This window comes from Streptomyces sp. NPDC021020 (assembly GCF_044333285.1).
Lineage (GTDB): Bacteria > Actinomycetota > Actinomycetes > Streptomycetales > Streptomycetaceae > Actinacidiphila.
The window spans coordinates 80,036-102,393 of record NZ_JBIRQQ010000006.1; the positions used below are offsets into that span (position 1 = coordinate 80,036).

Below are 22,358 nucleotides of genomic sequence, written 5' to 3' on the forward strand. Positions count from 1 at the left end.
GCCATGAGTCGAACCGTGATCGACCTCGATGACGAGCTGCTGGCCGATGTAGCCCAGGCACTGGGCACGAGCACGAAGAAGGACACGGTCAACACGGCTCTCCGCGAGGTGCTGGACAACCGGCGGCGCGCCCTGGCGCTCACCCGGCTGCGGTCAGCCGCCGACGAGGGCAGCTTTGACCTGGATCTCTTCGAGGACAAGAGGAACTACCGTCGATGAGTGCGGCGCAGTTCCTGATCGACACCAGCGCCCTCGCCCGCTTCCTGCGAGGGGACGCCGGGCAGTACGGCTGGGATCGGGCGGCGGCAGCGGGACTCGTCGCGACCTGCCCGGTGACGGAGCTGGAGTTCTTCTACAGTGCGCGCTCTGCCGAGGACCGGGCACGCGGCATCGAGGACATGCGCCTGCTCTTCGGCTGGGTGCCCGTGGATGACCGAGCCTACGATCGCGCCTGGCGGGTCCAGGAGCTGCTGACCCGCAAAGGGCAGCACCGCAGCGCGGGCGCGGTGGACCTGGTGGTTGCAGCCACCGCGGAGCTCCAGGGACTGACCCTCCTCCATCGCGACCGCGACTTCGACTGCATCGCCGCCGTCACCGGTCAGCCCCTCCAGTGGTACGGCCCCGATCCTGGGAAATAGCCCCGACAGCACCCGGCACTGTCCGTCCTCGGAGGTTCTCCCGGATCTCCGTGCAGTCCCGGTACGCGTTTCAGCCCCTGCGCTCACCCGGTCCGCCGAAATCTTCGACGCCGCCGCACAGCATCCCCCGCGGACGGTGGCACCTTCACAACCGAGTCCCCTGCGTGTGCTGCATGAGGACCACTGGTCCCAGTTGGAAAGCGCGTTGGGGGTGACCCTCACGAGTTCGAATCCCGCATCCTCCGCCACGGCCTCACCCCCCACCGACTTCGCCGCTCTCGAGACATGGTCCTGCACCGGACGGCCCCGTGATGGGGGCCGTCGGTTCCGTGCCTCAGCGAGCAGGACGTCATGGCCGCAGCGCAGGGCTTCAGTCCGGTACGGAGTCGTTCCGTACCTCGGGGCTGCACATTACGGAGGGTCGATGCTGAAGAAAATCTGTAGCGGCTGAGGTAGACATTGGCGCCGAGGAGGGTTAGTTTCTTCTGCGTAGCCTGAAAGTCAGTGAGGCGCGGCAGGGACGAACTGGCGCGCGAGCAGTTCACCGCGGTAGCGGCCCGGCAGCGGAGTGGCGGAGCCAGGTAGAGGAGGGTTCCTCCGCTGGCTGCCGGGCTGAGCGACCAGGAGGTCGCACAGCAGTAGCGTTACCGGTAAGTGCACGTTGATCGAAGAGGTAAGGAGCAGAACACCATCAGGATCGCCCGGGGTCAGGACGATGTCCGCCCGGGTATCGCAGGCCCCGGATTGGAAGGTGGTCCCCGGTCACGCAACCGCGATCCTCGCAGCCCCGCCCACATGGGTGGGTCTACGGAAGAAGAAGGCCGGTGCAGTCAGCCGGTAGATGGTGTTGAAAGCTCGGGGCCCGAGCGCCGGTCGGCGCTCGGGCCCCTCGATGCGTCCCTGTGGAAGAAGAGGTCTGTGCCCCCTAGTAGTGCCCGCGCCGCCGACAAGTTCGACGACGACGACTATCCCGCCTACACCATGGGCCGGGCTGCCGAGATGCTCGGCGTCACGCCGGCCTTCCTGCGCGCGTTGGGTGAACACCGCTTGATCACCCCGCTGCGGTCCGAAGGCGGTCACCGCCGCTACTCCCGTTACCAGCTGCGTATGGCCAGCCGGGCTCGCGAACTCGTCGACGCCGGCACGCCCATCGAGTCGGCCTGCCGCATCATCATCCTTGAGGATCAACTCGAGGACGCCCTGCGCATCAACGAAGAACTCCGAGGTCGCGGCCGGTCGGAACCTCCGGCCTGATCCTCGCCCGGCCGCCGGGCGCGCAGGGGCGACGCCCCGGGCTCACACCTGGCAGTAGGGCTGCCGCACGCCGAGCATGGCGGAAGCCCGTCGGTAGGGGTCGGCCACGGGAGCGGGTCCGGCGGTAGGGCGCGGGCGGCAGCTGAAGCCGAGGCGGGTCATGGCTCTCAGGACTTCGACGGCGCTGAAATCACGGCGGTCCTGGCGGGTGATGATCTGGCCGACCTGTTTGGCGGGGTAGCGGTGTCGTCCGATGACGACGAGGTCGAGGTCGTCGGTGACCAGCTCGGGCTTGACACCCTTCATCGATTCCAGCACGCCGTTCTTGGTCAGGTCGAACGGGAAGCGGGCGATGACACAGCGCATGATGCCTCACAGGGGAGAGCGGGCGGGGCGTTCGGTGGGGGGCGCGAAGGTCTCAGGCCGCCACACCGGCTACGGCCGGGCCGGCGGGCGTACGCGCGGCGGCCGGAGCGGGGCGGCGTCGGCCGCGCGAGGCGGCGCCGCGCTTGTGCCGGGCTTCCACCGTCGGCGCGGTGATGACCACGGGGATGCCGGAGGGGGTTTGTGCGCCGGTGATGCGATGCAGGGCCTCTTCGCCGGCGCGGACCTGTGTGGTGTGCGGAACGATGCCGGCCGCTGCCATCAGGCGGGCCATGCTCCGGCGCTGGCCGGGCGTGACCAGGGTGACGACACTGCCGGACGCGCCGGCACGGGCCGTGCGTCCGCCGCGGTGGAGGTAGTCCTTGTGGTCGGTCGGCGGATCGACGTTGACGACGAGATCGAGGTTGTCGACGTGGATTCCGCGTGCGGCGACGTTGGTCGCCACCAGCACGCCGACATGACCTGTTCTGAACTGCGCGAGCGTGCGGGTGCGCTGTGGCTGCGACTTCCCGCCGTGCAAGGACGCGGCCCGCACCCCGCTGTTCAGAAGACGCTCGGTCAGGCGGTCGACGGCGTGCTTGGTGTCGAGGAAGAGGATCACGCGGCCGTCGCGTGCGGCGATCTCGGTGGTGGCCGCGTCCTTGTCGGCGCTGTGGACGTGGAGCACATGGTGCTCCATCGTCGTGACCGCGCCGGCCGAGGGATCGACGGAGTGCACCACGGGGTCGTGCAGGTAACGCCGCACGAGCAGGTCGACGTTACCGTCCAGGGTGGCGGAGAACAGCATGCGCTGCCCTCCGGGTCGCACCTGGTCGAGCAAGGCGGTGACCTGCGGCATGAATCCCATGTCCGTCATCTGGTCGGCCTCGTCGAGGACCGTGACGGCCACCTCGTCGAGTCGGCAGTGGCCGCGATCGACCAGGTCCTTCAGGCGCCCGGGCGTGGCGACGACGACCTCTGCGCCATGACGCAGGGCGGCCGTCTGCCGGCCGATCGGCATCCCGCCCACGACCGTGGCCAGCCGCAGGTGCACGGCGCGGGCGTAGGGGGCGAGCGCGTCGGTGACCTGCTGCGCCAACTCGCGGGTCGGTACGAGGACCAGCGCGAGCGGTTGGCCGGGCTCGGCGCGCCGCCCGGCTGTACGGGCCAGCAGGGCCAGGCCGAAGGCGAGCGTCTTCCCCGAGCCGGTGCGTCCCCGGCCCAGGACGTCGCGGCCGACGAGGGAGTTCGGAAGCGTCGCCGCCTGGATCGGGAACGGCACGGTCACGCCTTGCGCGCCCAGTGCGGCCACGAGCGTCCCGGGCATGTCGAGGTCCGCGAACCTCTCCACCGCGGGGAGCGCGGGGCTGGTCGTCCGAGGGAGGGTGAACTCACCCTGGGCCCGGGCGCGCCATACGAATCCGCGGCCGGCGGAAGGGGCCGGACCGCCAGGACGGCCCCCGCCCTGCGAGCTGTAGCGACTGCTCTTCCCCGCTTCGGCACTGCGGTCGCGGGTGCGGGAAGAGAGGCCGTTCGTACGTGTGCGGTTCATGCGGAACCTTCCTTGACACGGCCCGCATCAAGGAATTTCCGCGGCGATGAGCGGCACGGAGAATCGCAAGAATTGGCCGGGTGGAACGCGAAAGGGGAACGTAACCCCGTACGGCCTGCGGGACCGTTGCCGCGCGAACGCAGCTGGGGCCCGCACCCCGAAGGATGCGGGCCCCAGCTGCGAGTGTGTCGGACGCGTCAGGCTCGTCAGACAGGAACGATGTTCTCGGCCGTCGGGCCCTTCTGGCCCTGCGCGATGTCGAAGTTCACCTTCTGGCCTTCGAGCAGCTCACGGAAGCCCTGGGCGGCGATGTTCGAGTAGTGGGCGAACACGTCAGCGCCGCCACCGTCCTGCTCGATGAAGCCGAAGCCCTTTTCCGAGTTGAACCACTTCACGGTACCTGAACTCATGTCATTCTCCTTCGGGGCAGTGCACCGGCATCCACGCGATGCGAATGCCGTGTCGCCGCGATGATTACCCCGACCGGAGGATACCGGAATTACCAGGAATTCTTCAGCGGTGCGAACACCGGCCGAAAAACCTGAAATATTGGGAACCACAACTGCAACTGCAACTGAGACGACAGTAGCACGCCGAAGCGGCCCGAGCAGGTCGAATAATGCCATTACAGCCGCCACGAAAGTAAATCTGCGCGCACCTCCGGCCAAATTCTGGATCGGCCGGAACAGGTTTTGAGGCGGTCGGAGCACAGAAAGTCCGGGAAAACCGCGTCGGCGTTGCTGGTCCGGCAGTGCATGGCGGACCGCGGCCACCCGGGCTTCCCGCTCGACCCGCGCTACCCCGTCGACACTATCCCTCCTGCACAGCAGAGGCCGGTCGCCGGCTGATGCGCGGCATCGACCTCGAGGAGGACTGGCTCTACGCGAGCACCCGGGCCGTCGAGGTCGAGAAGGCGGTCAAGCAGGACCCGCGCCTGCTCGCGGCCTGGAAGACGTGGTCCCGCTGTATGGCCGGGCAGGGATTCACGCCCTACCACGACCCCGTCGCGGCCTACACCGACACCGCCTGGCACCGCGATAGCCACGGCAACACCCCGCACACGCAGCGGGAGCGGGCCACAACCGTCGCGGACGTCATCTGCAAGCGCCGCCACCGCACGGTCGAGACCTGGCACACCGTGCGGGCGCAGAAGCAGGCCGCGGACATCGCGCAGCACCGCGGCGGCTACGCGGGCGGCCTGCGGCAACTGCGGCTGTACCGGGCCAACATCGACGACGTGCTCCGTACGCTCGGCCAGGCGACGTCCGGGCGTTGCTGTACAAGAAGCATGTGGCCGAATACTCTCGGTGAACCACCCCCAGTGGTTCGGCCTGTGTGAGGGATCCTTGAGCCGTTCATCCGCCGGGCCGCCGGCCTCCTCGGAGCCCGATGACCAGATGCCGCTGTTCGCCGGCGGCTCCCGCTCCGGCAGGCCGGAACCACGGCAACCGGCCAAGCCCGGGCCGATCGAGTGGAACCCGCGGGCAGAACTCCGGCGCCTCGTGGGCGAGCTGGCCCGTACGACGGCAAAAAACCACGGCGCGGTCAACGCGGAGATCAACCGCCGGCTCGGTGTCCGCAGCCACGCCGGGGCCGATCTGGATCTGGTCCGCAGGGCGGCGGACGTCGCAACCGCTTGGCTCACCGAACTCACCGAACTCGCCGAGCGGGCCGCGCCGTCGGACATGGCTGCTCCGCACAGCGCCGGTGGGGCCGCGCCGACACACCGGACGGCGGCAGCGGCCCGTCGGCCGACCCCGGAACAGGACGTCGCCGTGGCGGTGTTCCGGTCGGGGAAGCACCTGGCGCTGCAGGCAGGCGCCGGCACCGGCAAGACCACGACGCTGACGATGCTCGCGCGCGCCGATCGTCGCCACGGCCGCTACATCGCCTTCAACAAGTCCATCGCCGCCGACGCCGCGGCGAAGTTCCCGCCCAACGTGGCCTGCCGCACCGGCCATTCCCTCGCCTACGCGGAGGTCGGCCGCCGCTTCGAATCGCGTCTGCGATCCCCGCGCAAGCCCGCCTGGCGGAGCGCGGCCGAGCTGGGCATCTCGCCGAGGACCCAGCTGCGGATCGGCGACCGGACGGTCACCAACAAGGGCCTGGCCTATGCCTTGGTCCGCACCGTCCGCAGGTTCTGCTTCTCCGCCGACACCACTTTTCGGCTGCACCACGTGCCGAGGCTCCGTGGGCTGTACGAGGAGGAACTCCACCACCAGCTGGCGCAGTTCATCCTCCCCTACGCCCGCAAGGCCTGGGAGGACCTGCAGAACCCGGTCGGCGGCGCGATGCGCTTCGAGCACGACCACTATCTGAAGATGTGGGCCCTCACCGAGCCGACCATCCACGGCGACTACCTGCTGCTGGACGAGGCCCAGGACACCAACCCGGTCCTGGAGGAGATCTTCACCAACCAGCGCGCGCACGCCCAGCTCGTCATGGTCGGTGACTCCGCACAGGCGATCTACTCCTGGCGCGGCGCGCGCGACGTCATGACCGGCTTCGACGGCGAACAGCTCGCGCTCTCGCAGTCCTTCCGCTTCGGGCCCGCGCTCGCGCAGGAGGCCAACCGCTGGCTGACCCTCGTGGAATCACCCATCAGGCTCAGCGGCACTCCTGCGATCACCACGACCATCGGACCGGCCGACTCACCGGACGCGATCCTGTGCCGGACGAACGTCGGCGCGATGGTGGCGGTGATGCAGCTCCTGGCGGACAACCGCCGCGTCGCCCTGGTCGGCGGCGGGGCGGCCCTGGAGGAACTCGCGATCGCCGCGGGCCAGTTGAAGTCCGGCCGGCGCGCCTCCCACCCCGAGCTCGTACTGTTCAGCACCTGGGGTGAGCTGCAGGAGTACGCCGAGTACGACCCGTCCGGCCAGGACCTGCTGCCGCTCGTGGACATCATCGACGAACACGGTGTCGAGGTCATCCTGGCCGCCGTACGCAAACTGTCGGAGGAGCACGACGCGCAGATCGTTGTCTCCACCGCCCACAAGGCGAAGGGCCGCGAATGGCCCTGCGTGCAGATCGGCCCCGACTTCGAGCCCGCCCCCACCGAGGAAACGGACGCCCAGGGCCGGCCACTGCCGATGCCGATCCTTCCAGAAGAGGCCCGGCTGGCCTACGTCGCCGTCACCCGCGCCCGCCGGCACCTCGACCCCGCCGGCCTGGCCTGGTTCGACACCCACCCCGACGCCCCCGCCCGCACCACGACCGCCGAGCACGCGCTTCCCTCTACGGCCAACCGCCTCGGCGCCGCGGGTGGCGCGGCTTCGCCCTGGGACTCATTGGGGCCGCCACCCGCCGGCTAGTCCGTGCCCGTCCGCAGTGCCGGGTCCACAGCGACGTGCCGGAGCCCAGGCAGCTGTGCCGTCCTACGTTCCGTAGGCGCTCTCCGCGCGGCTCGCTCCGGAGCCGCGCGTGAGGCCGCGCGGCTCCATGTGTTCGCCGCACCGGCCGAGGTCCGTGCGCTCCCCGCGCTAGGAGGGATCGGCTGGGGGATGTGGGGTGAGGTGGAGCCAGTCGGAATGCTGGGTCCAGTGGAGGGCGGGGGAGGCCAGCCATTCGGAGGCGGGGTGGGTGCCGGGGCGCCGGGGGATCGAGCAGGGCGCGAGCACCTGGACCGGTCGTTCGCCGGTGGCGGTGAGGATCGCCCCGCCGCCGTAAGCGTTGACGAACTCCCGGTAGTCGGAGGGGAAGTCGAAGCCGCACGCCGCCTTCGACTGCTCCCACGGCGGGGCCGTCACGTTCTCCTGCGGCGGCGGCAGCAGCCGGGCCAGTGCGTCGAGCTTCGCGCTCAAGGGGATTCCTCGTCCTTCAGGTCGGCGCTCAGAGTAGCCCCGGAGGAAGAAGAGCGGGTCAGGAGCTCGCGGTCTGCTGGGCTCCGGTGGCGCTTTCGGTGAGCCAGGTGTTCCAGTTCATGGTGAAGGCGGCGTAGCCGTTGTCGGCGGGGACGAGGCCGCGCGGGGTGCCGGTGACGGTGACGGGGTCGCCCTGGTGGGCGTGGGCGTAGAACCACTTGGCGTCGGCCAGCGACAGGTGGATGCAGCCGTGGGAGCCGGCCTGGCCGGGGTTGGGGTGGGAGTCGGAGAAGTGGACGTAGGTGCCGCTGGTGGTGAGCTGGACGTCCCAGGGCAGCGTGACGTCGTAGTAGTTGACGTCGCCCGGGGTGCAGCTGATGTGCACGCTGCACGAGGTCATGTGGACCGAGGGCGCCTTGCCCATCTCGGCCATGGTGCCGTCCCAGGTGGGGAACTGGGCGCTGCCCGCGTCGATCGGGAAGTGCTTCTGGCGGACGTTGTCGAGGTAGACGTCCATGGTGTGGGCGGGGGCGTCGACCTTGGTCTCCCAGTCCTCGCCGATGGTGAAGGCGTGGTGGTAGTCGTGGATGCCGTAGCGGCCGTTGCCGTCGCCGACATCGGTGAGGCGGGCGTCGATGGCCACATGGGTGCCGGACGGCCAGTAGTGCTGCGGCCGCCAGTCCGCCCGGGTGCTGCTGAACCAGTGCCAGGCGCCGGTGACCGGGGTGGACGTGGTGACCTTCAGCGCCCGCTCGACCGTCGCGCGGGCGCTGCGGGCGACGGGCTTGGTGAACTGCACGGATATGGGCATCGCCACGCCGACGGTCGCGCCGTTCGTCGGGGTGATCGTTTCGAGCAGCAGGGGCGGGCCCGCGGGGTGGGTCGCGGAGGGCGAGGAGGAGGGGGTGGCGGTGCCCGTGCCCGTGGCCGTACCCGTCCCCTTCCCCGGTGTGGCGGCGGGCGAAGAGGGCTTCGCCGACGAGGGGGCCGGCCCGTCGGCCTTGGCGGCGGCGCCCTGGCAGGCGGTGGCGCCCAGGAGCACCGCGGCGGCGAGCAGCGCCGCGCCGATGTGCCGGGTGCGCCTGCGCGACCCGCCCTGCCCGTACTGCCCGCGGATCGATTCCGGTCGTGCGTTCCGTGCCATCTTCCCCACGCTCCCGTTGAGTTCCCCTGTGCGTCATAGGAACGCGATGTGCCGTCGCGCCCTCGTGCACCTGGGGAGATGCCGACCGCACCGGAAATGTTGGAGCCCTGGGCAGCTGTTCCAGACCGGTGACAAACCGGTGGCTTCAGCGGTACAGCCAGCTCAGCAGGGTCGTCGCCGTGAACACCGCGCCCGACGCCCACCAGACCGCGCGCCGGGTCAGCCGCCCGGGACGGCTCCGGGGCTGGGGCTGCGGGGCCGGGGCCAGCAGCGCGTCCGCGAAGGCCTGTGCCGTCGGCGGCCGGTCCGCCGGCTCGACGGACATCGCGGTCCGCAGCAGCAGGCCCACCCCCGGCGGCAGCTCCTCGCCGGCCGGCAGCGCGGGCAGCGTCGACGCGGCCGGCTGGTCCGTCATCAGCGCGGTGGCGCGTCCGCCGGGGCCGAACGGCTTGTGGCCCGTCAGCAGTTCGTACGTGACGACGGCCAGCGCGTACACGTCGGCCCGCCCGTCGAACCCGCCGGTCTGGAAGGCCTGTTCCGGCGCCATGTACGCGGGCGTGCCCGTGGTCACCGTCAGACCGGACGCGTCGGCCATCTGCTTCGCGCTGCCCAGATCCGCCACCAGCACCGCGGCGGGTGCGGATTCGGTGGCGAGCAGCAGGTTGGACGGCTTGACGTCGCGGTGCACCACGCCCGCCTCGTGCAGGACCTGGACGGCGTAGCCCGCCTCCGCGGCCAGCCGCAGCGCCTCCTGCGGGCCGCACCGCCCGACCCGTTCCGCCAGGGTGCCGCCGCGCACGTAGTCCATGACGAAGTAGGGCCGGTCGTCCTGCACCCCGACGTCGTGCACCCGGACCACCCGCGGGCTGGCGATCCGGCGCAGGAGCCTTGCCTCGGCCAGGAACCGTTCGCGTACGTCGGCGTTGGCGGCCCAGTTCTCGGCCAGCACTTTCACCGCGACCTCGGTGTCGAGCTCCGGGTCGTAGGCCTTCCAGACCGTCGCGAAGGAGCCGGCTCCGAGCCGGTCCAGGAGGAGGTAACGGCCGAGCTTGCGCATGTGGCAGCATTCTGCCGGAATCGTCGGGGGTGGGAAACTGTCGTTCGACGCGTGGGACATGACAAGGACAGGACGGGGGCTCCGGGTGTTCGAGGAAGGCGAGCTGGAACGGCTCGTGGCGGCTGCCCAGGCGGGTGACCCGGGGGCGATGGAGTACCTGCTGGCCAAGCTGCGGCCGGTGGTGCTGCGCCGCTGCTCCCGTTTCCTGCCGCACCACGCCGACGCCGAGGAGGCCGCGCAGGACGCGCTGCTCTCCATCAGTACGCACCTGGGCGAGTACGGCGGCCGGGGCTCCTTCCTGGGCTGGGTCACGGTGATCGCGTCCAACGCCGCCCGGTCCACGTACCGCTCGATGCGCCGGCGGGCCGAGGACAGCCACGCCGAGCTGCCCGAGTCCGTGGACCCGCGGAGCACCAGCGTCATCGCCGGGACCCGGCTCGACCTGATGGAGGCGCTCACCGCGCTGGAGCAGCAGCACCCCACCCTGGTGGAGTCCTTCGTGCTGCGCGACCTGGGCGACCTGACCTATGTGCAGGTGGCCGACCAGCTGGACGCGCCGCTGGGCACGGTCAAGGACCGTATCCACCAGGCGCGGCGCTTCATGCGCGAGCGCTTGGCCGGCGGTCTGTGAGCGGCGACCCTGCGGCGGGGGACGACCGGACCGCCTCCAGGCTCCGCGCCGCTGCCGAGCCCCGCGCCGCCGTCCGGCGCCGATCCGCCGTCGCCGCCGTGGTGGTGGCCGCTGTGTGCGGCCTGGCGACCGGCCGCTTCGTCCTGCCACCGCCCGCCGGCAGCGCGCACCCGGCAGCCGCGGCCCCCACGAGCAGAAGCGCGTCCGCCGCGGCCCTCGCGAGCAAAAGCGCGTCCCCCTCGGCCTCCGGCCCCACGTCCGCCCCGCCGAAAGCCGCCTCCGGGCCGGTGACGACCGCCAACCTGCTCGACCCCGCGGCCTTCCGCACGGTCGGCATCACCGCGAAGGTCCACGCCAAGGACCGCTACGGCGACGGCGCGTACGCCAACGCGGCCTGCGCCGGGGAGAAGACGCTCACCGAGACGCTGGGCGGCCCCGGCGCCCACTTCCGCGAGCTGACGACCGGCACCCGCACCGATCCGGACGACTCCACCCTCGTGACGGACCCCGGCGGCCAGGTCGCCCACGAGGTCGCCGCCGAGGCCGAGACCGCCGCCCTCGCGCAGAACTTCACCCAGCGCCTGCTGCTGGAGGAGGTGCCCTGCCAGGACGAAGCCCCCGGCCACTGGGTCTACGGCAAGACCACGACGCTGGACCTCGCCCCCGACGTCAGCGCGAGCTGGATGGGCTCCTACCAGGGATCCTTCAACACCACCGGCGAGGCGCCCGAGGGCGTCGAGCCCTGCGGCGGCATCGCCGTGCTCCGCAGCGGCACCCACTACGGGGTGCTGGAGGTCGACGCGTGCCTGGGCACGGACGCGATGACCCGCATCGTCAGGACCGCTCTGTCACAGCTGTGAAACAGCGGGTGAGGGCTCCAACATTTCCCTCCCCCGGCGTCATCTCCCCGGTTGTACGAGGACGCAGTGGGCGTCCCGACCAGCAGGGAGACCAAGATGTCCGAGAACCAGGCAGTCCGCCGCACCTCCGTCCGCCGCAACCGTGTCGCCGCCGCGCTCTGCCTCACCGCCGCACTCGTCACGGTCGGCGTCGTGAGCGTCCAGTCGGCCACCGCGGACGGGGCCGCGCACAACACCGCGCACAACACCGCGCACAAGACCGCGGCCGCCCAGCCCGTCGCCGCCCGCCCCGCCGCGGCCGCGGTCGCCGCGCCCGGCCTCGGCTCCGCCGCCCTCTTCCAGAGCGAGGACTTCTTCCAGCAGGGCCTCGACCCGGTCGGCGCGACCGTGGAACTGGCCGGGCGCCAGGCGCTCTCCGCGTGCTCGGGCCAGGAGACGATGCGTGACCTGACCAAGGGCAAGGCCACCGGGTACGCGTCGGTGACCTGGACCTTCGGCACCGAGAGCCTGCTGACCGAGTCGGCCGCGGACGCCGCCACCAGCGCGTCGGCGAGTGCCTACGCCAAGCGGCTCGACGCGCTGGTGCAGGACTGCCAGGACGAGCCGGCCGGGCACTGGTACTACGGAGCGGCCCACAACCTCACCGTCAACGGCGGTACCGGCCACTGGTACCCGGCCTTCAGCGGCGACGGCGCCGTCACCGGCGGCGTCGCCGTGCTGCGCAGCGGCACCCGGGTCGCCGTCGTCGAGCTGACCGGCCAGCCCACGGACGCCCCCGACTACGTCAAGGGCATCGCCACCGCGGCCCTGAACCGGCTCCCCTCCTGATCCTGCAGCCCCGCGCCACGCCGGGCCGGGAACAGCCGGTCCGGTCGGCGCGGTTGGATGGACGGGGGGCCGGCGCCCGCACGGGCGGGAGACACGCAGCCGCAGGGTCGCCCGTCCCGCCGAGCCCCGGGATCCGGCATCGTGGTACGCCCGCGACGCATGACGGATCGAGACGCCTTCCGCAGGAGGACTGTTCCATGACCGACCGGCCCTTGACCCTCATGGCTGTGCACGCCCACCCCGACGACGAGGCCACCGGGACCGGGGGAATCCTCGCGCGGTACGCGGCGGAGGGGATCCGCACGGTTCTCGTGACCTGTACCGACGGCGGTTGCGGTGACGGACCGGACGGCGTCAAGCCCGGCGAGCCCGGACACGATCCCGCGGCCGTCGCCGTGATGCGCCGGCACGAACTCGAAGCGAGCTGCGACGTCCTGAAGATCAGCGACCTGGAGATGCTCGACTACGCCGACTCCGGGATGATGGGCTGGGCCACCAACGACGCCCCCGGGTCCTTCTGGCGGACCCCGGTCGAGGAGGGCGCCGCCCGGCTCGCGGAACTCATGCGGCACTACCGGCCCGACGTGGTCGTCACCTACGACCAGAACGGCTTCTACGGCCACCCCGACCACATCCAGGCCCACCGCATCACGATGGCGGCGCTGGAGCTGACCGACCTGACGCCGAAGGTGTACTGGACGACGGCGCCCCGCTCGATGATGCAGCGCTTCGGCGAGGCCATGCGCGAATTCGGCGCGGACATGCCCGAGCCGGAGCCCGCCGAGGCCGCCGACACCGCCGAGACCGTCACGATGGCCGAGATCGGCCTCCCCGACGACGAGATCACCACCTGGGTGGACACCACCGCCTTCAGCGGCCAGAAGTTCGACGCGCTGGCCGCGCACGCCAGTCAGGGCGAGAACATCTTCTTCCTCAAGATGGGCAAGGAGCGCTTCGGCGAGCTGATGGGCGTGGAGACCTTCGTCCGCGTCCGGGACACCACCGGCGCGGCCGTGCCCGAGAACGACCTCTTCGCCGGACTGCGCTGACCCCGGGCCCGGGGCCTCACAGGCGGGTGGCGGTCCGGACGAGCGCGGCGACCGCCCGTGAGCGGCTGTGGGGCGGCCAGGCGATCACCGTCGTCACCGTCGGCGCGTCCGCCACGGGGACGGCGGCGAGGCCGTCCCGCAGCTCGGGGCGCACCGACTCCGGCAGGATCGCCGACGCCCGGCCGAGCGCGATCAGCTGGAGCAGCTGCGTGTGGCTGTGCACCGCCGGGCCGGGGCCGTCGGGGAAGGTGCCGTCGAGGTCCGGCCAGCGGGGCATCGGCAGGCCCGGCAGCGCGGCGACGTCGGACATCCGGACCTGCGCGCGGCCGGTGAGGGGGTGCCCGGCCGGGAGGACCACGACCTGCCCCTGCGCGTGCAGCTCCTCCGTGTCGAACCCGGCCGTCGAGTCGAACGGGCGGTGCAGCAGCGCCACATCGGCCCGCCCGTCCCGCAGCAGCCGCTCCTGCTCGCCGATCCCGCACAGCATCACGTCGACGGCGACCGCGTCGGGCTCGGCCGCGTAGGCGTCCAGCAGCTTCGCCAGCAGCTCGCCCGTCGCCCCGGCCTTCACGACGAGGACCAGGCCGGGGCTGCCGGTCGGCGCGAGAGCGGCGCGGCGCGTCCGGCGCTCGGCGGCGTCGACCGCGTCGAGGGCCGCCTGCCCTTCCCGCAGCAGCACCGATCCGGCCTCGGTCAGGGTCACACCGCGGCTGCCGCGTTCCAGCAGCGGGGCGCCGATCCGGCGTTCGAGCTGCTGGATCGCCCGCGACAGCGGGGGCTGGGCGATCCCGAGCCGCTGGGCCGCCCGCCCGAAGTGCAGCTCCTCGGCGACGGCGACGAAGTACCGCAGCTCCCTCGTCTCCATGCCGCCCAAACTACCCGACGCCTCCCCTGCGCCGCCGGGAACCGCCGCGGTGAGCTGGTCCGATACCGGGGAGGTATCGCCGCTTACCCAGACGGTGTTGGCCGCGCCGCGGGGGTGCGGGACACGATGGACCGCATGAGCGGACAGACGATCGCGCTGGTCACCGGCGCGAACAAGGGAATCGGGTACGAGATCGCCGCGGGGCTGGGCGCCCTCGGCTGGAGCGTCGGCGTCGGCGCCCGGGACGAGGCGCGCCGGGACGCCGCCGTGCGCGAGCTGCGGGCGGGCGGGGCGGACGCGTTCGGCGTACCGCTCGACGTGACGGACGACGCGAGCGTGGCGGCCGCCGCGCTGCTGCTGGAGGAGCGCGCCGGCCGCCTCGACGTCCTGGTCAACAACGCCGGGGTGACCGGCGGCATGCCGCAGATGCCCACCACGGTCGATCCCTCGGCCGTACGGGCGGCCGTGGAGACCAACGTGATCGGCGTCCTGCGCGTGACCAACGCGCTGCTGCCGCTGCTGCGCCTTTCCGCGTCCCCGCGGATCGTCAACATGTCCAGCAGCGTCGGCTCCCTCACACGGCAGACCTCCCCCGGCCCCGACACGGGGCCGATCTCCGCGGCGTACGCACCGTCCAAGACGTTCCTCAACGCCCTGACCGTCCAATACGCCAAGGAGCTGCGGGACACGAACATCCTGGTCAACGCCGCCTGCCCCGGCTACTGCGCCACCGACCTCAACGGCTTCCGCGGCGTGCGCACCCCCGAACAGGGCGCGGCGATCGCGATCCGGCTGGCGTCCCTCCCCGACGACGGCCCGACCGGCGCGTTCTTCGACGAGGACGGGGTGGTGCCGTGGTGACCCGGGCCCGGGGCTGAGGACGCGAGGGAATCTCTTGCCCGACGTCGGATGCACGACGTTCAGATGCACGACGCCGGATGCACGACGCCGCAACGGTGTGATCTTCGGCCCACCGCAGGCGGACGGCCCGCCGTGGGTACCCCTGGCCGGGGCAGGCTACGGACGCCGGTCCGTTCCACACTCGGACCATGACCGCGAAAACGCCTCTCGGTGACTTCCTGCACGCCCGCCGCTCGCAACTGCGCCCGCAGGACGTCGGGGTGCCCACCTACGGCGAGCGGCGGCGCGTACCCGGCCTGCGGCGCGAGGAGATCGCGCTGCTCGCCGGGGTGAGCGCCTCGTACTACACACGGCTGGAGCAGGGGGAGTCGCCGAGCGCGTCGCCCGAGGTGCTGGACGCGCTCGCGCGGGCGCTGCTGCTGGACGAGTCCGAGCGGCGGTATCTGCACGACCTGGCCGGTGCGGGAAGGCGGCGCGCCCGCGGCCGGCGGCCCGCGCCGGAACGCGTACCGGAGCCGACCCGGCAGTTGCTGGACGTGCTCGGGGACGTCCCCGCGATCGTGCTGGGCCGGCGCAGCGATGTGCTGGCCTGGAACGTCCAGGGCCACGCGCTGTTCGCCGGGCATCTGGACCCGGGAGCCCCGGAACAGCCGGGGCAGCGCCCCAACATGGCCAGGCTGGTGTTCCTCGACCCCCACGTCCGCGAGCTGTACGCGGACTGGCCGGGCAAGGCCAGGGCGGTGGTCGGGAGCCTGCGCCTGGCGGCCGGGCAGCACCCGCAGGACGCGGCCCTGCACACGCTGGTGGGCGAACTGTCGTCGAGGAGCGGGGATTTCGCCTCGCTGTGGGCCGACCACCGGATCAAGGCGTGCACCGTCGCCGACTACGAGATGCGCCATCCGCTCGTCGGTCCGCTGACCGTCACGCAGCAGACCCTGAGCAGCGGCCCGGGCCCCGCCGTCGTCGTCGCGACCACCGCACCCGGCTCGCCCTCCCGCGCGGCACTGGCCCTGCTCGTCCAGGCCACCGCACGGCCCGGCCTCCCCGCCGACCCCTCGCGGCCGGCCCGGCAGCCCGTGAAGCCCTGACGCACATCCCCGAAGCGCATCCCTGAAGCACCTCTCTCAAGCAGGAGACAGAACATGTCCAGGAACCTCCTCCGCTCCGCCCTGACAGCGGGCCTCGTGCTCGCGGCAGCCGCCCCCGCGGCCGTCCCCGCCTCGGCCGCCCCGGCGCCGCTGAGCCACGTGCGGATCGCCGAGCACTTCGACGCGGACGCGGGGCGGACGCCGGAGAACGTCGCGATGGGGCCGGACGGGACCGCGTACGTCACCTTCGCCAAGGCCCGGCAGCTCGCGGCGATCTCCCCCAGGGGCGCCGTCCGGATCCTCGCCACGCTGCCCGAGCCCGCCGACGGCGGTGTCCGCACCCCCGTCCTGAACTTCCCGCTGACCGTCGGCGTCGTCCGCGCCCACGACGGCACCCTGTACTTCCTGTACGCCACCGGCACCGCCGACCTCACCGGCGTGTGGCGGCTGCGCCCCGGCGGGCGGCCGCAGCGGATCGCGGCGCTGCCCGCGAACGGGCTGCCCAACGGCCTGGCCCTGGACCCGCGCACCGGCACCCTCTACGTCACCGACTCCGTACTCGGCACGATCTGGAGCGTCCCGGCCGCGGGCGGCACCCCCACCGCCTGGTCCACCGCTCCCGAACTGGCCTCCACCGGCTTCCTCGGCGCCAACGGCCTGCGGATCCGCGGCGGCGCCCTGTGGGTCACCAACCTCGACAAGGGCACCGTCCTGCGCATCCCCGTCCTCCCCGGCGGGCGCGCCGGAGTGGTCGGCACCCGGGCCACGGGCCTCGCCGGGATCGACGACTTCGCCTTCACCGGCCGCGGCGACGAACTGCTGGCCGCGCTCAACGGGTCGAGCGAGGTCGCGCTCGTCCGCTCCGACGGCAGCCACTCCGTCGTCCTGACCGCGGCCGACGGCCTGCAGAACCCGACCTCCGTCGCCCTGCGCGGCGACACCGTCTACGTGCTGAGCGCCGCCTACCTCTCCGCCCGGCCGGATCCGACCCTGGTCCTCGCCCGCTTCGACGGCTGAAGCGGCGGCAGCTCCACGAGCGGGGGATTTCCCTGCGCGGGCACCGCCGATCGCGCCCTCCGGGCGGCCCGGAGCTGCCGGAAACGAGGGTCTGACGTGGACGGACGGGGCGGACATGGCTCCCGCGGGTGCACACTGGCACCAATGACAAAGTCCGATGTACCCAAGCGCCACCTGCCCACCAGTCCCTTCAAGGCCCCGGTGGTGCCCACCGCCAAGCACTTCGCCGTGGGCGACCAGGTCACACATGACATGTACGGCCTCGGCCGAGTGATCGACACCGAGGAGGGAGTCGCAGCGCTGGTGGATTTCGGCTCGGCCCGCATGCGGATCCCGAGCCCGTACACCAAGATGACCAAGCTCTAGACCGTCCCACCGTCCACCCGACCGTTACCGCCACCCCGACCGCCACGCACCACCGCGCCACCGGACCGCCGGGCGCCCGGACCGACCTGTCCCGGGCGCTCGCGCGGTGGGTGGCGCGGTGGTGGTGCGTGCAGGTGGCTCAGGTGCGCTCAGATGCGCTCAGGTGCGTGAGTTCAGGTACGTGAGGACGGCGCGGACGCGGCGGTTGGTGTCGTCGTCGTCGAGGATGCCGAGCTTGCCGAACATCGACGTGGTGTATTTGCTCACCGCGCTCTCGCTGAGGAAGAGGCGGCGGCCGATCGCCTGGTTGGACAGGCCCTCGGCCATGAGGCCCAGGACGGCGTGCTCGCGTTCGGTGAGGCGGTCCAGCGCGCCGCCGGGGGTGCCGGCCGACAGCAGCTTGGCGATGACCGCCGGGTCCATGGCGGTTCCGCCGGCCGCGACGCGTTCGAGGGCGTCGAGGAACTGGTCGGCGTCGAAGACGCTCTCCTTGAGCAGGTAGCCGACGCCGCCGGAGCCGTCGGCGAGCAGCTCGCGGGCGTAGAGCTGCTCGACGTGCTGGGAGAGGATCAGGACCGGCAGCCCGGGTATCTCGCGGCGGGCGGTGAGGGCCGCGCGCAGGCCCTCGTCGGACTGCGTCGGCGGCATCCGGACGTCGATGACGGACACGTCGGGGCGCGCGGTGCGCAGCGCGTCGAGGGTCTCCGGGCCGGTGGCCGCCTGCGCGACGACCTCGTGGCCGCAGGCCTCGATCAGCCGGACCAGGCCGTCGCGCAGCAGGTAGAGGTCCTCGGCTACCAGGATTCGCATGGCACCATCATGACGGCCCGGGTCGGGCCGCCGGCGGGGCTGGTGACCTCCAGGGTGCCGTCGAAGGCGGCGAGCCTGCGGCGCAGCCCCGCGAGGCCGCCGTCGGGGCGGGCCTCGGCGCCGCCGCGGCCGTCGTCGTGGACCTCGACGACGAGGCCGGCCGCGGTGCGGGCGAGGGTAATACGCGCCCGGGTCGCCCGCGCGTGCTTCGCCGCGTTGGTGAGCAGCTCGGCGACCCCGAAGTAGACGGCCGCCTCGATGGGCGGGTCCAGGCGCAGCGGCGCCCCGTCCACGGGATCCTCCGCGTCGACCGTCGTGTCGAGGGGCAGGTCCAGGGCCAGCGCGCGGACTGCGTCGACGAGCCCGCGCTCGCTCAGCACCGGCGGGGCGATGCCCCGGACCAGCTCCCGCAGCTCGGCGAGCGAGGCCGCGGCACCCGCCTGGGCGTCGCGCATCAGCGCCCTGGCCCGGTCGGGGTCGGAGTCCAGCAGCCGCTGGGCCGTGGCCAGCGAGAGGCCGAGCGCGACGAGCCGGGCCTGCGCCCCGTCGTGCAGGTCGCGTTCGATGCGGCGGATCTCGGCGGCCTGCGCGATCGTCACGTCCGCCCGCTGCGCGGTCAGCTCCGCCACCCGGTCCGCGAGGGCCATCGCGGGCGAGGGCCCCAGGAAGCGCACGGCCACCGGCCCGGCGAGCCGCCAGGCGTACGGGGCGGCGGCGACGGCCACGACCGCGGCGGCCGCCCCCGCCAGCCGCGCCCCGGACTGCGGCTGTACGAGCCCCAGCACCGCGAGCGCCGCGCACCCCGGCGGGACCACCGCGGCCAGGCCCGCGGTGAAGGGCGCGACGGCGGTGAACCGCAGGTCGCGCCAGTTCGCCGGGTCGCGCCAGCGGACCCGCAGCTTCTGGTCCATGAGGGCGTCGCGGCGGGTGCGCTCGTAGGAGAAGCCGTTCCACCAGTAGCCGGTGGCCAGCAGCGTCACCGGCCCGGCCTGCCGGTAGCCGGACGGGACGACCGTGCCCGTCCAGCGGCCGACGAGGGCACGTACGGCTTGGCAGACGGGGCGGGCCAGGAGGGGCGTGGCCGCCGCCACGACCAGCACGGGCGCGACCCACGACCACGGGTTCGCCGCGCCCCACCAGATCCCCAGCGCGACCGCGCCGCCCCACACCGCCGGTATCAGCAGGCAGACGGCCGCGACCGCGCACGCCCGCCAGAACCCCACCCCGGCACGTACCGCCCACGCACGTGTCTTCCGCATCCCCTGCTCCTCCGCTCGCGCTCCGATGCTCCCACTGTGCGCGCTCCGGGCCCCGCGTCCGCCCCGTCCGGCCGCGGAGTGGGTCCAGCCCCACCCCCCTGTGGGGCCAGGCCCATACCGCGCCGACCAGGCGCTTTCTAGCGTGGGATGCACCACGACGACGGAGGAGACCCACCATGGCGCACACCACCACGACCCAGGCCGCCCGCACCGACGAGGCTTTCGACACCGCCCGCACGTACGTCACCCTCTTCGGCGCGGTCGGCGCGATCGTCCTCGCGACGGTCGCGGTCATGGCCGCCACCGGCCACCACACCACCGCCTTCCTGTGGATCCGCGGCGCCGTCCTGCTCGCGGCCACCCCGCTGCTCCTGCGCTACACGGCCAAGGCGGCGGAGGGCTCCCCGCGGGCCTTCGACCGCCTCCGGACGCTCGCGACGACGATGCCGGTCGCGATCGTCGCCGTCGACCTCGTCCCCGGCCTGTGCCCCGCCTGGTACGCCGTCCTCCAGGGCCTGTCCGCCCTGTCCCTCGCCGCCGTCGCCGTCCTCACCCGCGGGGCGGCGCTGCGGGAGGCCTTCCCGAAGAGCTGACGCCCGGGGACCCGCGCGCCGCGCCCGCTTCCGCCTCAGGCGGGGGCGGGCGCGGCGCGGCAGTCGAGGATGCGGCCGTCCCATGTGCCCAGCAGCAGCGAGCCCGTGGGCATGGCGGCCAGGGACAGGGCGACCGTGGCGACGCCGTCCACCGCGAGGTGGTGGCGCCACCGCACGCGGCCCGTGAGGGACTCCAGGGCGACGACCTCCCCGTCGGTGAAGGCCGCGTAGACGGTCGGGCCGTCGGTGTCCACGGCGGTGGGGGCGTGGTCGGCGGTGAACACCCACGCCGGGGCGCCGTCGGGAAGGCGGCGGCGGACGACGAACGCGTTGCCGGGGAGGAGCCCGTGGCCGTCGTGGACGGCGCCCGCGTGGACGACGGCGGCGCCGAGGCCGTCGTGGAGGTACGCGCCCGGGCCGCCGAAGAGGTGCCGGGGGCGGTCGGTCTGCCACTCCAGGGGGAAGAGCGTCCGGACGGACCAGCCCTGCCCTCCGGCGGCCGGTTCCGCGACGACGACATGCTTGTCGAGGTGGTGGTGCTTACCGCTGCCGCTGAGGAAGAGCAGGTGCGGGCTGCGGCGGACGGCGAAGTAGTGGTTCACGCTGTCGTAGCCGCTCAGCCGGAGGTCGCCCACGGGCGCGCCGCTCCGCCCGGCGGCGAACACCTGGGCGGGCCCGTGGTTCGCCGTGCCGCCGGGCTCCGCGTCGCGCAGCGCGAACCACCCCTCCGTGCTGCCGGTCAGCACGGAGGTGCCCGTCGTGTCGAGGGTGTCGAGGACCGCGCCGTCCGCCAGGGACAGCCGCTCGACGCGCGTGGGCAGCCACTGCCACCTGCGGTTCGTCCATACCGCGTGCTGCGGCGCCGCGACCCACACCGAGCGGCCGTCCGGCGCCGGGTGCAGCTGACGGCCGCCGACGTCGTCGGGCACCGACCAGGCGCGCGTCCCGGCGGGCGTCCACGACTCCGCCGCGACCCCGTCCAGCGCGGCGACCACGCTTCCCTCGCCGTGGGCCGCGTGCGGCTCCACCGCCCACACCAGGCGGCGCGTGCTCCACCGCACACCCGCTGCCGCGCAGATCCCGGCGAGCTCTTGCTCCGCCCCTGACGTGTCGTCCGGGAGGGCGCACGGCACGCGCGGGCCGGTCTGCTCCGCGACGGTGAAGCCCCGCTCCGGCACCGACGTCCAGTCGTCGCAGGTGAGGCTGAAGGCGTGGCCGTGGGTGTGGGCCCCGGCGTCCTCGTAGTCGGTGAACGGGGACGCCACGACGTCGAGCGTGTCGTCGCCGCACCAGCTCAGGGTGCGGATCTCCCGCCCGTACCGCAGGACGGACACGGAGTCGCCCGAGCGCAGGTCGAGCAGGATCAGCTCGCCCTCGAAGGCGTACCCGCCGTCGTAACTGCCCGTCCCGACAGCGGCCAGCGGAAGCCGCGGGTGGAGGGCGACGGCGTTGACCGGCCACCGCGAGGGCCGGATCGCCAGGCAGCGCGCGCCGTCGGGCGGGAAGACCCCGACGCGGTGCTGCGCCGTCCTGCCGCCGACCAGCCACCCCGGCCACTGCAGCGCCCCGAGACTCCCGCCGACCACGACGACGCCCCGCGCCGGGTCGGACGCCACGGCCGTGGGCCTGCCCACGGGGGCGAAGGGCGTGTCGCCCAGGACACGGCTGACGGTCAGCGGCGCGGGGGCGTCCCCGCTCCCGTCGGTCACGTCACGCCGCCGGGCGGTGGCCGCCGTAGGAGGCGACGAGGGCGTCCGCCACGACCGCCGCGTCCGCGGCCGCGGTGTCCTCGGGGTATTCGGGCAGCAGGTCGTCCCAGACCGGCAGCCAGGAGCCGTAGAGCTGGGCCTGGCCCTCGGGGCGGGCGAAGAACCAGATGTGCAGGTGGGCGCCGCCGTCGCCGATGCGGTAGACGTGGGCGCGGGCGATGTGCGCGAGGGCCTGGACGTGGCGGGCGATGTGGGTGGTGAGCACGCCGAGTTCCGCCGCCAGGGTGTCGGGGAGGTCGGCGAGGTCGTGGTGGTCGCGCGGGTGCAGCATCAGCACCAGGGGGACGCCGACCTTCTCGATGCGGGTGAGCCGCCAGCGGTCGTCGCGCCAGATCCCCTCGTCCCGCGCGCGGCAGGAGCCGCAGTCCGCCGGGTCCTCGCCGTGCCGGGGCGGCTCGGGCAGCACGGGCGGGCGCAGCGGCGAGACGCGCAGCCCTTCCGGCTCGAACGGGCTGATGTCCCATCCCGTCATACGGGACAGCGGGAGCCGGGCCTCGGCGTCCGCGGCGGCGAGCGCGCGGGCGTGGAATTCGTCGGGTCGCAGGGCCATG

At 72.9% G+C, this 22,358-nt stretch carries 25 protein-coding genes; 14 read left to right on the forward strand and 11 right to left on the reverse strand.

All coding sequences use genetic code 11. The features are described 5' to 3' along the window. Positions 1-3: 3 nt before the first annotated feature. The 3 genes from ACH4SL_RS18925 to ACH4SL_RS18935 all read left to right on the forward strand — a co-directional run bounded on the left by ACH4SL_RS18925 (position 4) and on the right by ACH4SL_RS18935 (position 1,892). Positions 4-219, forward strand: a complete 216-nt coding sequence (locus ACH4SL_RS18925) for a type II toxin-antitoxin system VapB family antitoxin (protein WP_398446862.1) — start codon at positions 4-6, stop codon at positions 217-219. Then, the gene (locus ACH4SL_RS18930; protein WP_398446864.1) at positions 216-638 is read left to right on the forward strand and encodes a PIN domain nuclease; all 423 of its coding nucleotides are present in this window, start codon (positions 216-218) and stop codon (positions 636-638) included. Before ACH4SL_RS18925 ends, ACH4SL_RS18930 begins: the two co-directional genes overlap by 4 nt. A 918-nt stretch (positions 639-1,556) precedes the next feature. Then, positions 1,557-1,892, forward strand: a complete 336-nt coding sequence (locus ACH4SL_RS18935; protein ID WP_398446866.1) for a MerR family transcriptional regulator — start codon at positions 1,557-1,559, stop codon at positions 1,890-1,892. Between the two features lie 42 nt (positions 1,893-1,934). On the opposite strand, the gene ACH4SL_RS18940 is transcribed toward ACH4SL_RS18935, so the two are convergent. The 3 genes from ACH4SL_RS18940 to ACH4SL_RS18950 form a co-directional block, all read right to left on the reverse strand. Next, the gene (locus tag ACH4SL_RS18940) at positions 1,935-2,258 is read right to left on the reverse strand and encodes an SCO5918 family protein (protein ID WP_398446868.1); all 324 of its coding nucleotides are present in this window, start codon (positions 2,256-2,258) and stop codon (positions 1,935-1,937) included. 52 nt (positions 2,259-2,310) lie between these two features. Beyond that, positions 2,311-3,807 carry a DEAD/DEAH box helicase gene (locus ACH4SL_RS18945; protein WP_398446871.1) on the reverse strand — a complete coding sequence of 499 codons (1,497 nt, stop codon included), beginning with the start codon at positions 3,805-3,807 and terminating at the stop codon, positions 2,311-2,313. 206 nt (positions 3,808-4,013) lie between these two features. Further along, positions 4,014-4,217, reverse strand: a complete 204-nt coding sequence (locus ACH4SL_RS18950) for a cold-shock protein (RefSeq protein ID WP_398446873.1) — start codon at positions 4,215-4,217, stop codon at positions 4,014-4,016. Positions 4,218-4,654: 437 nt separating this feature from the next. On the opposite strand from ACH4SL_RS18950, the gene ACH4SL_RS18955 reads away from it, so the two are divergent. Together ACH4SL_RS18955 and ACH4SL_RS18960 are read left to right on the forward strand one after the other, a co-directional pair. Next, on the forward strand, positions 4,655-5,146 hold the full coding sequence (locus tag ACH4SL_RS18955) for a hypothetical protein (protein WP_398446875.1): 492 nt from the start codon (positions 4,655-4,657) through the stop codon (positions 5,144-5,146). Positions 5,147-5,153: 7 nt separating this feature from the next. Beyond that, the gene (locus ACH4SL_RS18960) at positions 5,154-7,121 is read left to right on the forward strand and encodes a UvrD-helicase domain-containing protein (protein WP_398446877.1); all 1,968 of its coding nucleotides are present in this window, start codon (positions 5,154-5,156) and stop codon (positions 7,119-7,121) included. 168 nt (positions 7,122-7,289) lie between these two features. Here ACH4SL_RS18960 and ACH4SL_RS18965 read toward each other — a convergent pair whose 3' ends face one another. From ACH4SL_RS18965 to ACH4SL_RS18975, 3 genes are all read right to left on the reverse strand, one after another. After that, positions 7,290-7,610: a hypothetical protein gene (locus tag ACH4SL_RS18965; protein ID WP_398446879.1), complete on the reverse strand. Its 321-nt coding sequence runs from the start codon at positions 7,608-7,610 to the stop codon at positions 7,290-7,292. A gap of 58 nt (positions 7,611-7,668) precedes the next feature. After that, on the reverse strand, positions 7,669-8,754 hold the full coding sequence (locus ACH4SL_RS18970; protein WP_398446881.1) for an Ig-like domain-containing protein: 1,086 nt from the start codon (positions 8,752-8,754) through the stop codon (positions 7,669-7,671). Positions 8,755-8,899: 145 nt separating this feature from the next. Further along, positions 8,900-9,811 (reverse strand): serine/threonine-protein kinase, encoded by a 912-nt coding sequence (locus ACH4SL_RS18975; RefSeq protein ID WP_398446883.1) that lies wholly within the window; start codon positions 9,809-9,811, stop codon positions 8,900-8,902. Between the two features lie 85 nt (positions 9,812-9,896). On the opposite strand from ACH4SL_RS18975, the gene ACH4SL_RS18980 reads away from it, so the two are divergent. From ACH4SL_RS18980 to ACH4SL_RS18995, 4 genes are all read left to right on the forward strand, one after another. Beyond that, a complete protein-coding gene (locus tag ACH4SL_RS18980; RefSeq protein WP_398446885.1) occupies positions 9,897-10,442 on the forward strand; it encodes an RNA polymerase sigma factor in 546 nt (181 codons plus the stop codon). Then, positions 10,439-11,302 (forward strand): hypothetical protein, encoded by an 864-nt coding sequence (locus ACH4SL_RS18985; RefSeq protein WP_398446887.1) that lies wholly within the window; start codon positions 10,439-10,441, stop codon positions 11,300-11,302. Before ACH4SL_RS18980 ends, ACH4SL_RS18985 begins: the two co-directional genes overlap by 4 nt. Positions 11,303-11,398: 96 nt before the next feature. Beyond that, a complete protein-coding gene (locus tag ACH4SL_RS18990; RefSeq protein WP_398446889.1) occupies positions 11,399-12,130 on the forward strand; it encodes a hypothetical protein in 732 nt (243 codons plus the stop codon). A gap of 197 nt (positions 12,131-12,327) precedes the next feature. Then, a complete protein-coding gene (locus ACH4SL_RS18995) occupies positions 12,328-13,179 on the forward strand; it encodes a PIG-L family deacetylase (RefSeq protein ID WP_398446891.1) in 852 nt (283 codons plus the stop codon). Between the two features lie 16 nt (positions 13,180-13,195). Here ACH4SL_RS18995 and ACH4SL_RS19000 read toward each other — a convergent pair whose 3' ends face one another. After that, on the reverse strand, positions 13,196-14,044 hold the full coding sequence (locus ACH4SL_RS19000; protein WP_398446893.1) for a LysR family transcriptional regulator: 849 nt from the start codon (positions 14,042-14,044) through the stop codon (positions 13,196-13,198). Between the two features lie 135 nt (positions 14,045-14,179). On the opposite strand from ACH4SL_RS19000, the gene ACH4SL_RS19005 reads away from it, so the two are divergent. From ACH4SL_RS19005 to ACH4SL_RS19020, 4 genes are all read left to right on the forward strand, one after another. Further along, the gene (locus ACH4SL_RS19005; protein ID WP_398446895.1) at positions 14,180-14,905 is read left to right on the forward strand and encodes an SDR family oxidoreductase; all 726 of its coding nucleotides are present in this window, start codon (positions 14,180-14,182) and stop codon (positions 14,903-14,905) included. 188 nt (positions 14,906-15,093) lie between these two features. Continuing rightward, positions 15,094-15,993: a helix-turn-helix domain-containing protein gene (locus ACH4SL_RS19010; RefSeq protein WP_398446897.1), complete on the forward strand. Its 900-nt coding sequence runs from the start codon at positions 15,094-15,096 to the stop codon at positions 15,991-15,993. Positions 15,994-16,047: 54 nt separating this feature from the next. Then, positions 16,048-17,010, forward strand: a complete 963-nt coding sequence (locus ACH4SL_RS19015; RefSeq protein ID WP_398446899.1) for an SMP-30/gluconolactonase/LRE family protein — start codon at positions 16,048-16,050, stop codon at positions 17,008-17,010. Between the two features lie 144 nt (positions 17,011-17,154). Then, positions 17,155-17,376, forward strand: coding sequence for a hypothetical protein (locus ACH4SL_RS19020; protein ID WP_031512513.1), 222 nt, complete (start codon positions 17,155-17,157; stop codon positions 17,374-17,376). A 159-nt stretch (positions 17,377-17,535) separates the two neighbouring features. Here the strand turns inward: ACH4SL_RS19020 and ACH4SL_RS19025 are convergent, their stop codons facing one another. Both ACH4SL_RS19025 and ACH4SL_RS19030 read right to left on the reverse strand, forming a co-directional pair. Next, positions 17,536-18,186: a response regulator gene (locus tag ACH4SL_RS19025; protein ID WP_398446902.1), complete on the reverse strand. Its 651-nt coding sequence runs from the start codon at positions 18,184-18,186 to the stop codon at positions 17,536-17,538. After that, the gene (locus tag ACH4SL_RS19030) at positions 18,171-19,445 is read right to left on the reverse strand and encodes a sensor histidine kinase (RefSeq protein WP_398446904.1); all 1,275 of its coding nucleotides are present in this window, start codon (positions 19,443-19,445) and stop codon (positions 18,171-18,173) included. Before ACH4SL_RS19030 ends, ACH4SL_RS19025 begins: the two co-directional genes overlap by 16 nt. Positions 19,446-19,621: 176 nt before the next feature. Here ACH4SL_RS19030 and ACH4SL_RS19035 point away from each other — a divergent pair, with 176 nt between their 5' ends. Beyond that, positions 19,622-20,038: a hypothetical protein gene (locus ACH4SL_RS19035; RefSeq protein ID WP_398446907.1), complete on the forward strand. Its 417-nt coding sequence runs from the start codon at positions 19,622-19,624 to the stop codon at positions 20,036-20,038. Positions 20,039-20,073: 35 nt separating this feature from the next. Here the strand turns inward: ACH4SL_RS19035 and ACH4SL_RS19040 are convergent, their stop codons facing one another. Continuing rightward, positions 20,074-21,747: a hypothetical protein gene (locus ACH4SL_RS19040; protein WP_398446909.1), complete on the reverse strand. Its 1,674-nt coding sequence runs from the start codon at positions 21,745-21,747 to the stop codon at positions 20,074-20,076. A gap of 1 nt (position 21,748) precedes the next feature. Next, positions 21,749-22,357: a hypothetical protein gene (locus tag ACH4SL_RS19045; RefSeq protein ID WP_398446911.1), complete on the reverse strand. Its 609-nt coding sequence runs from the start codon at positions 22,355-22,357 to the stop codon at positions 21,749-21,751. Position 22,358: the final 1 nt, after the last annotated feature.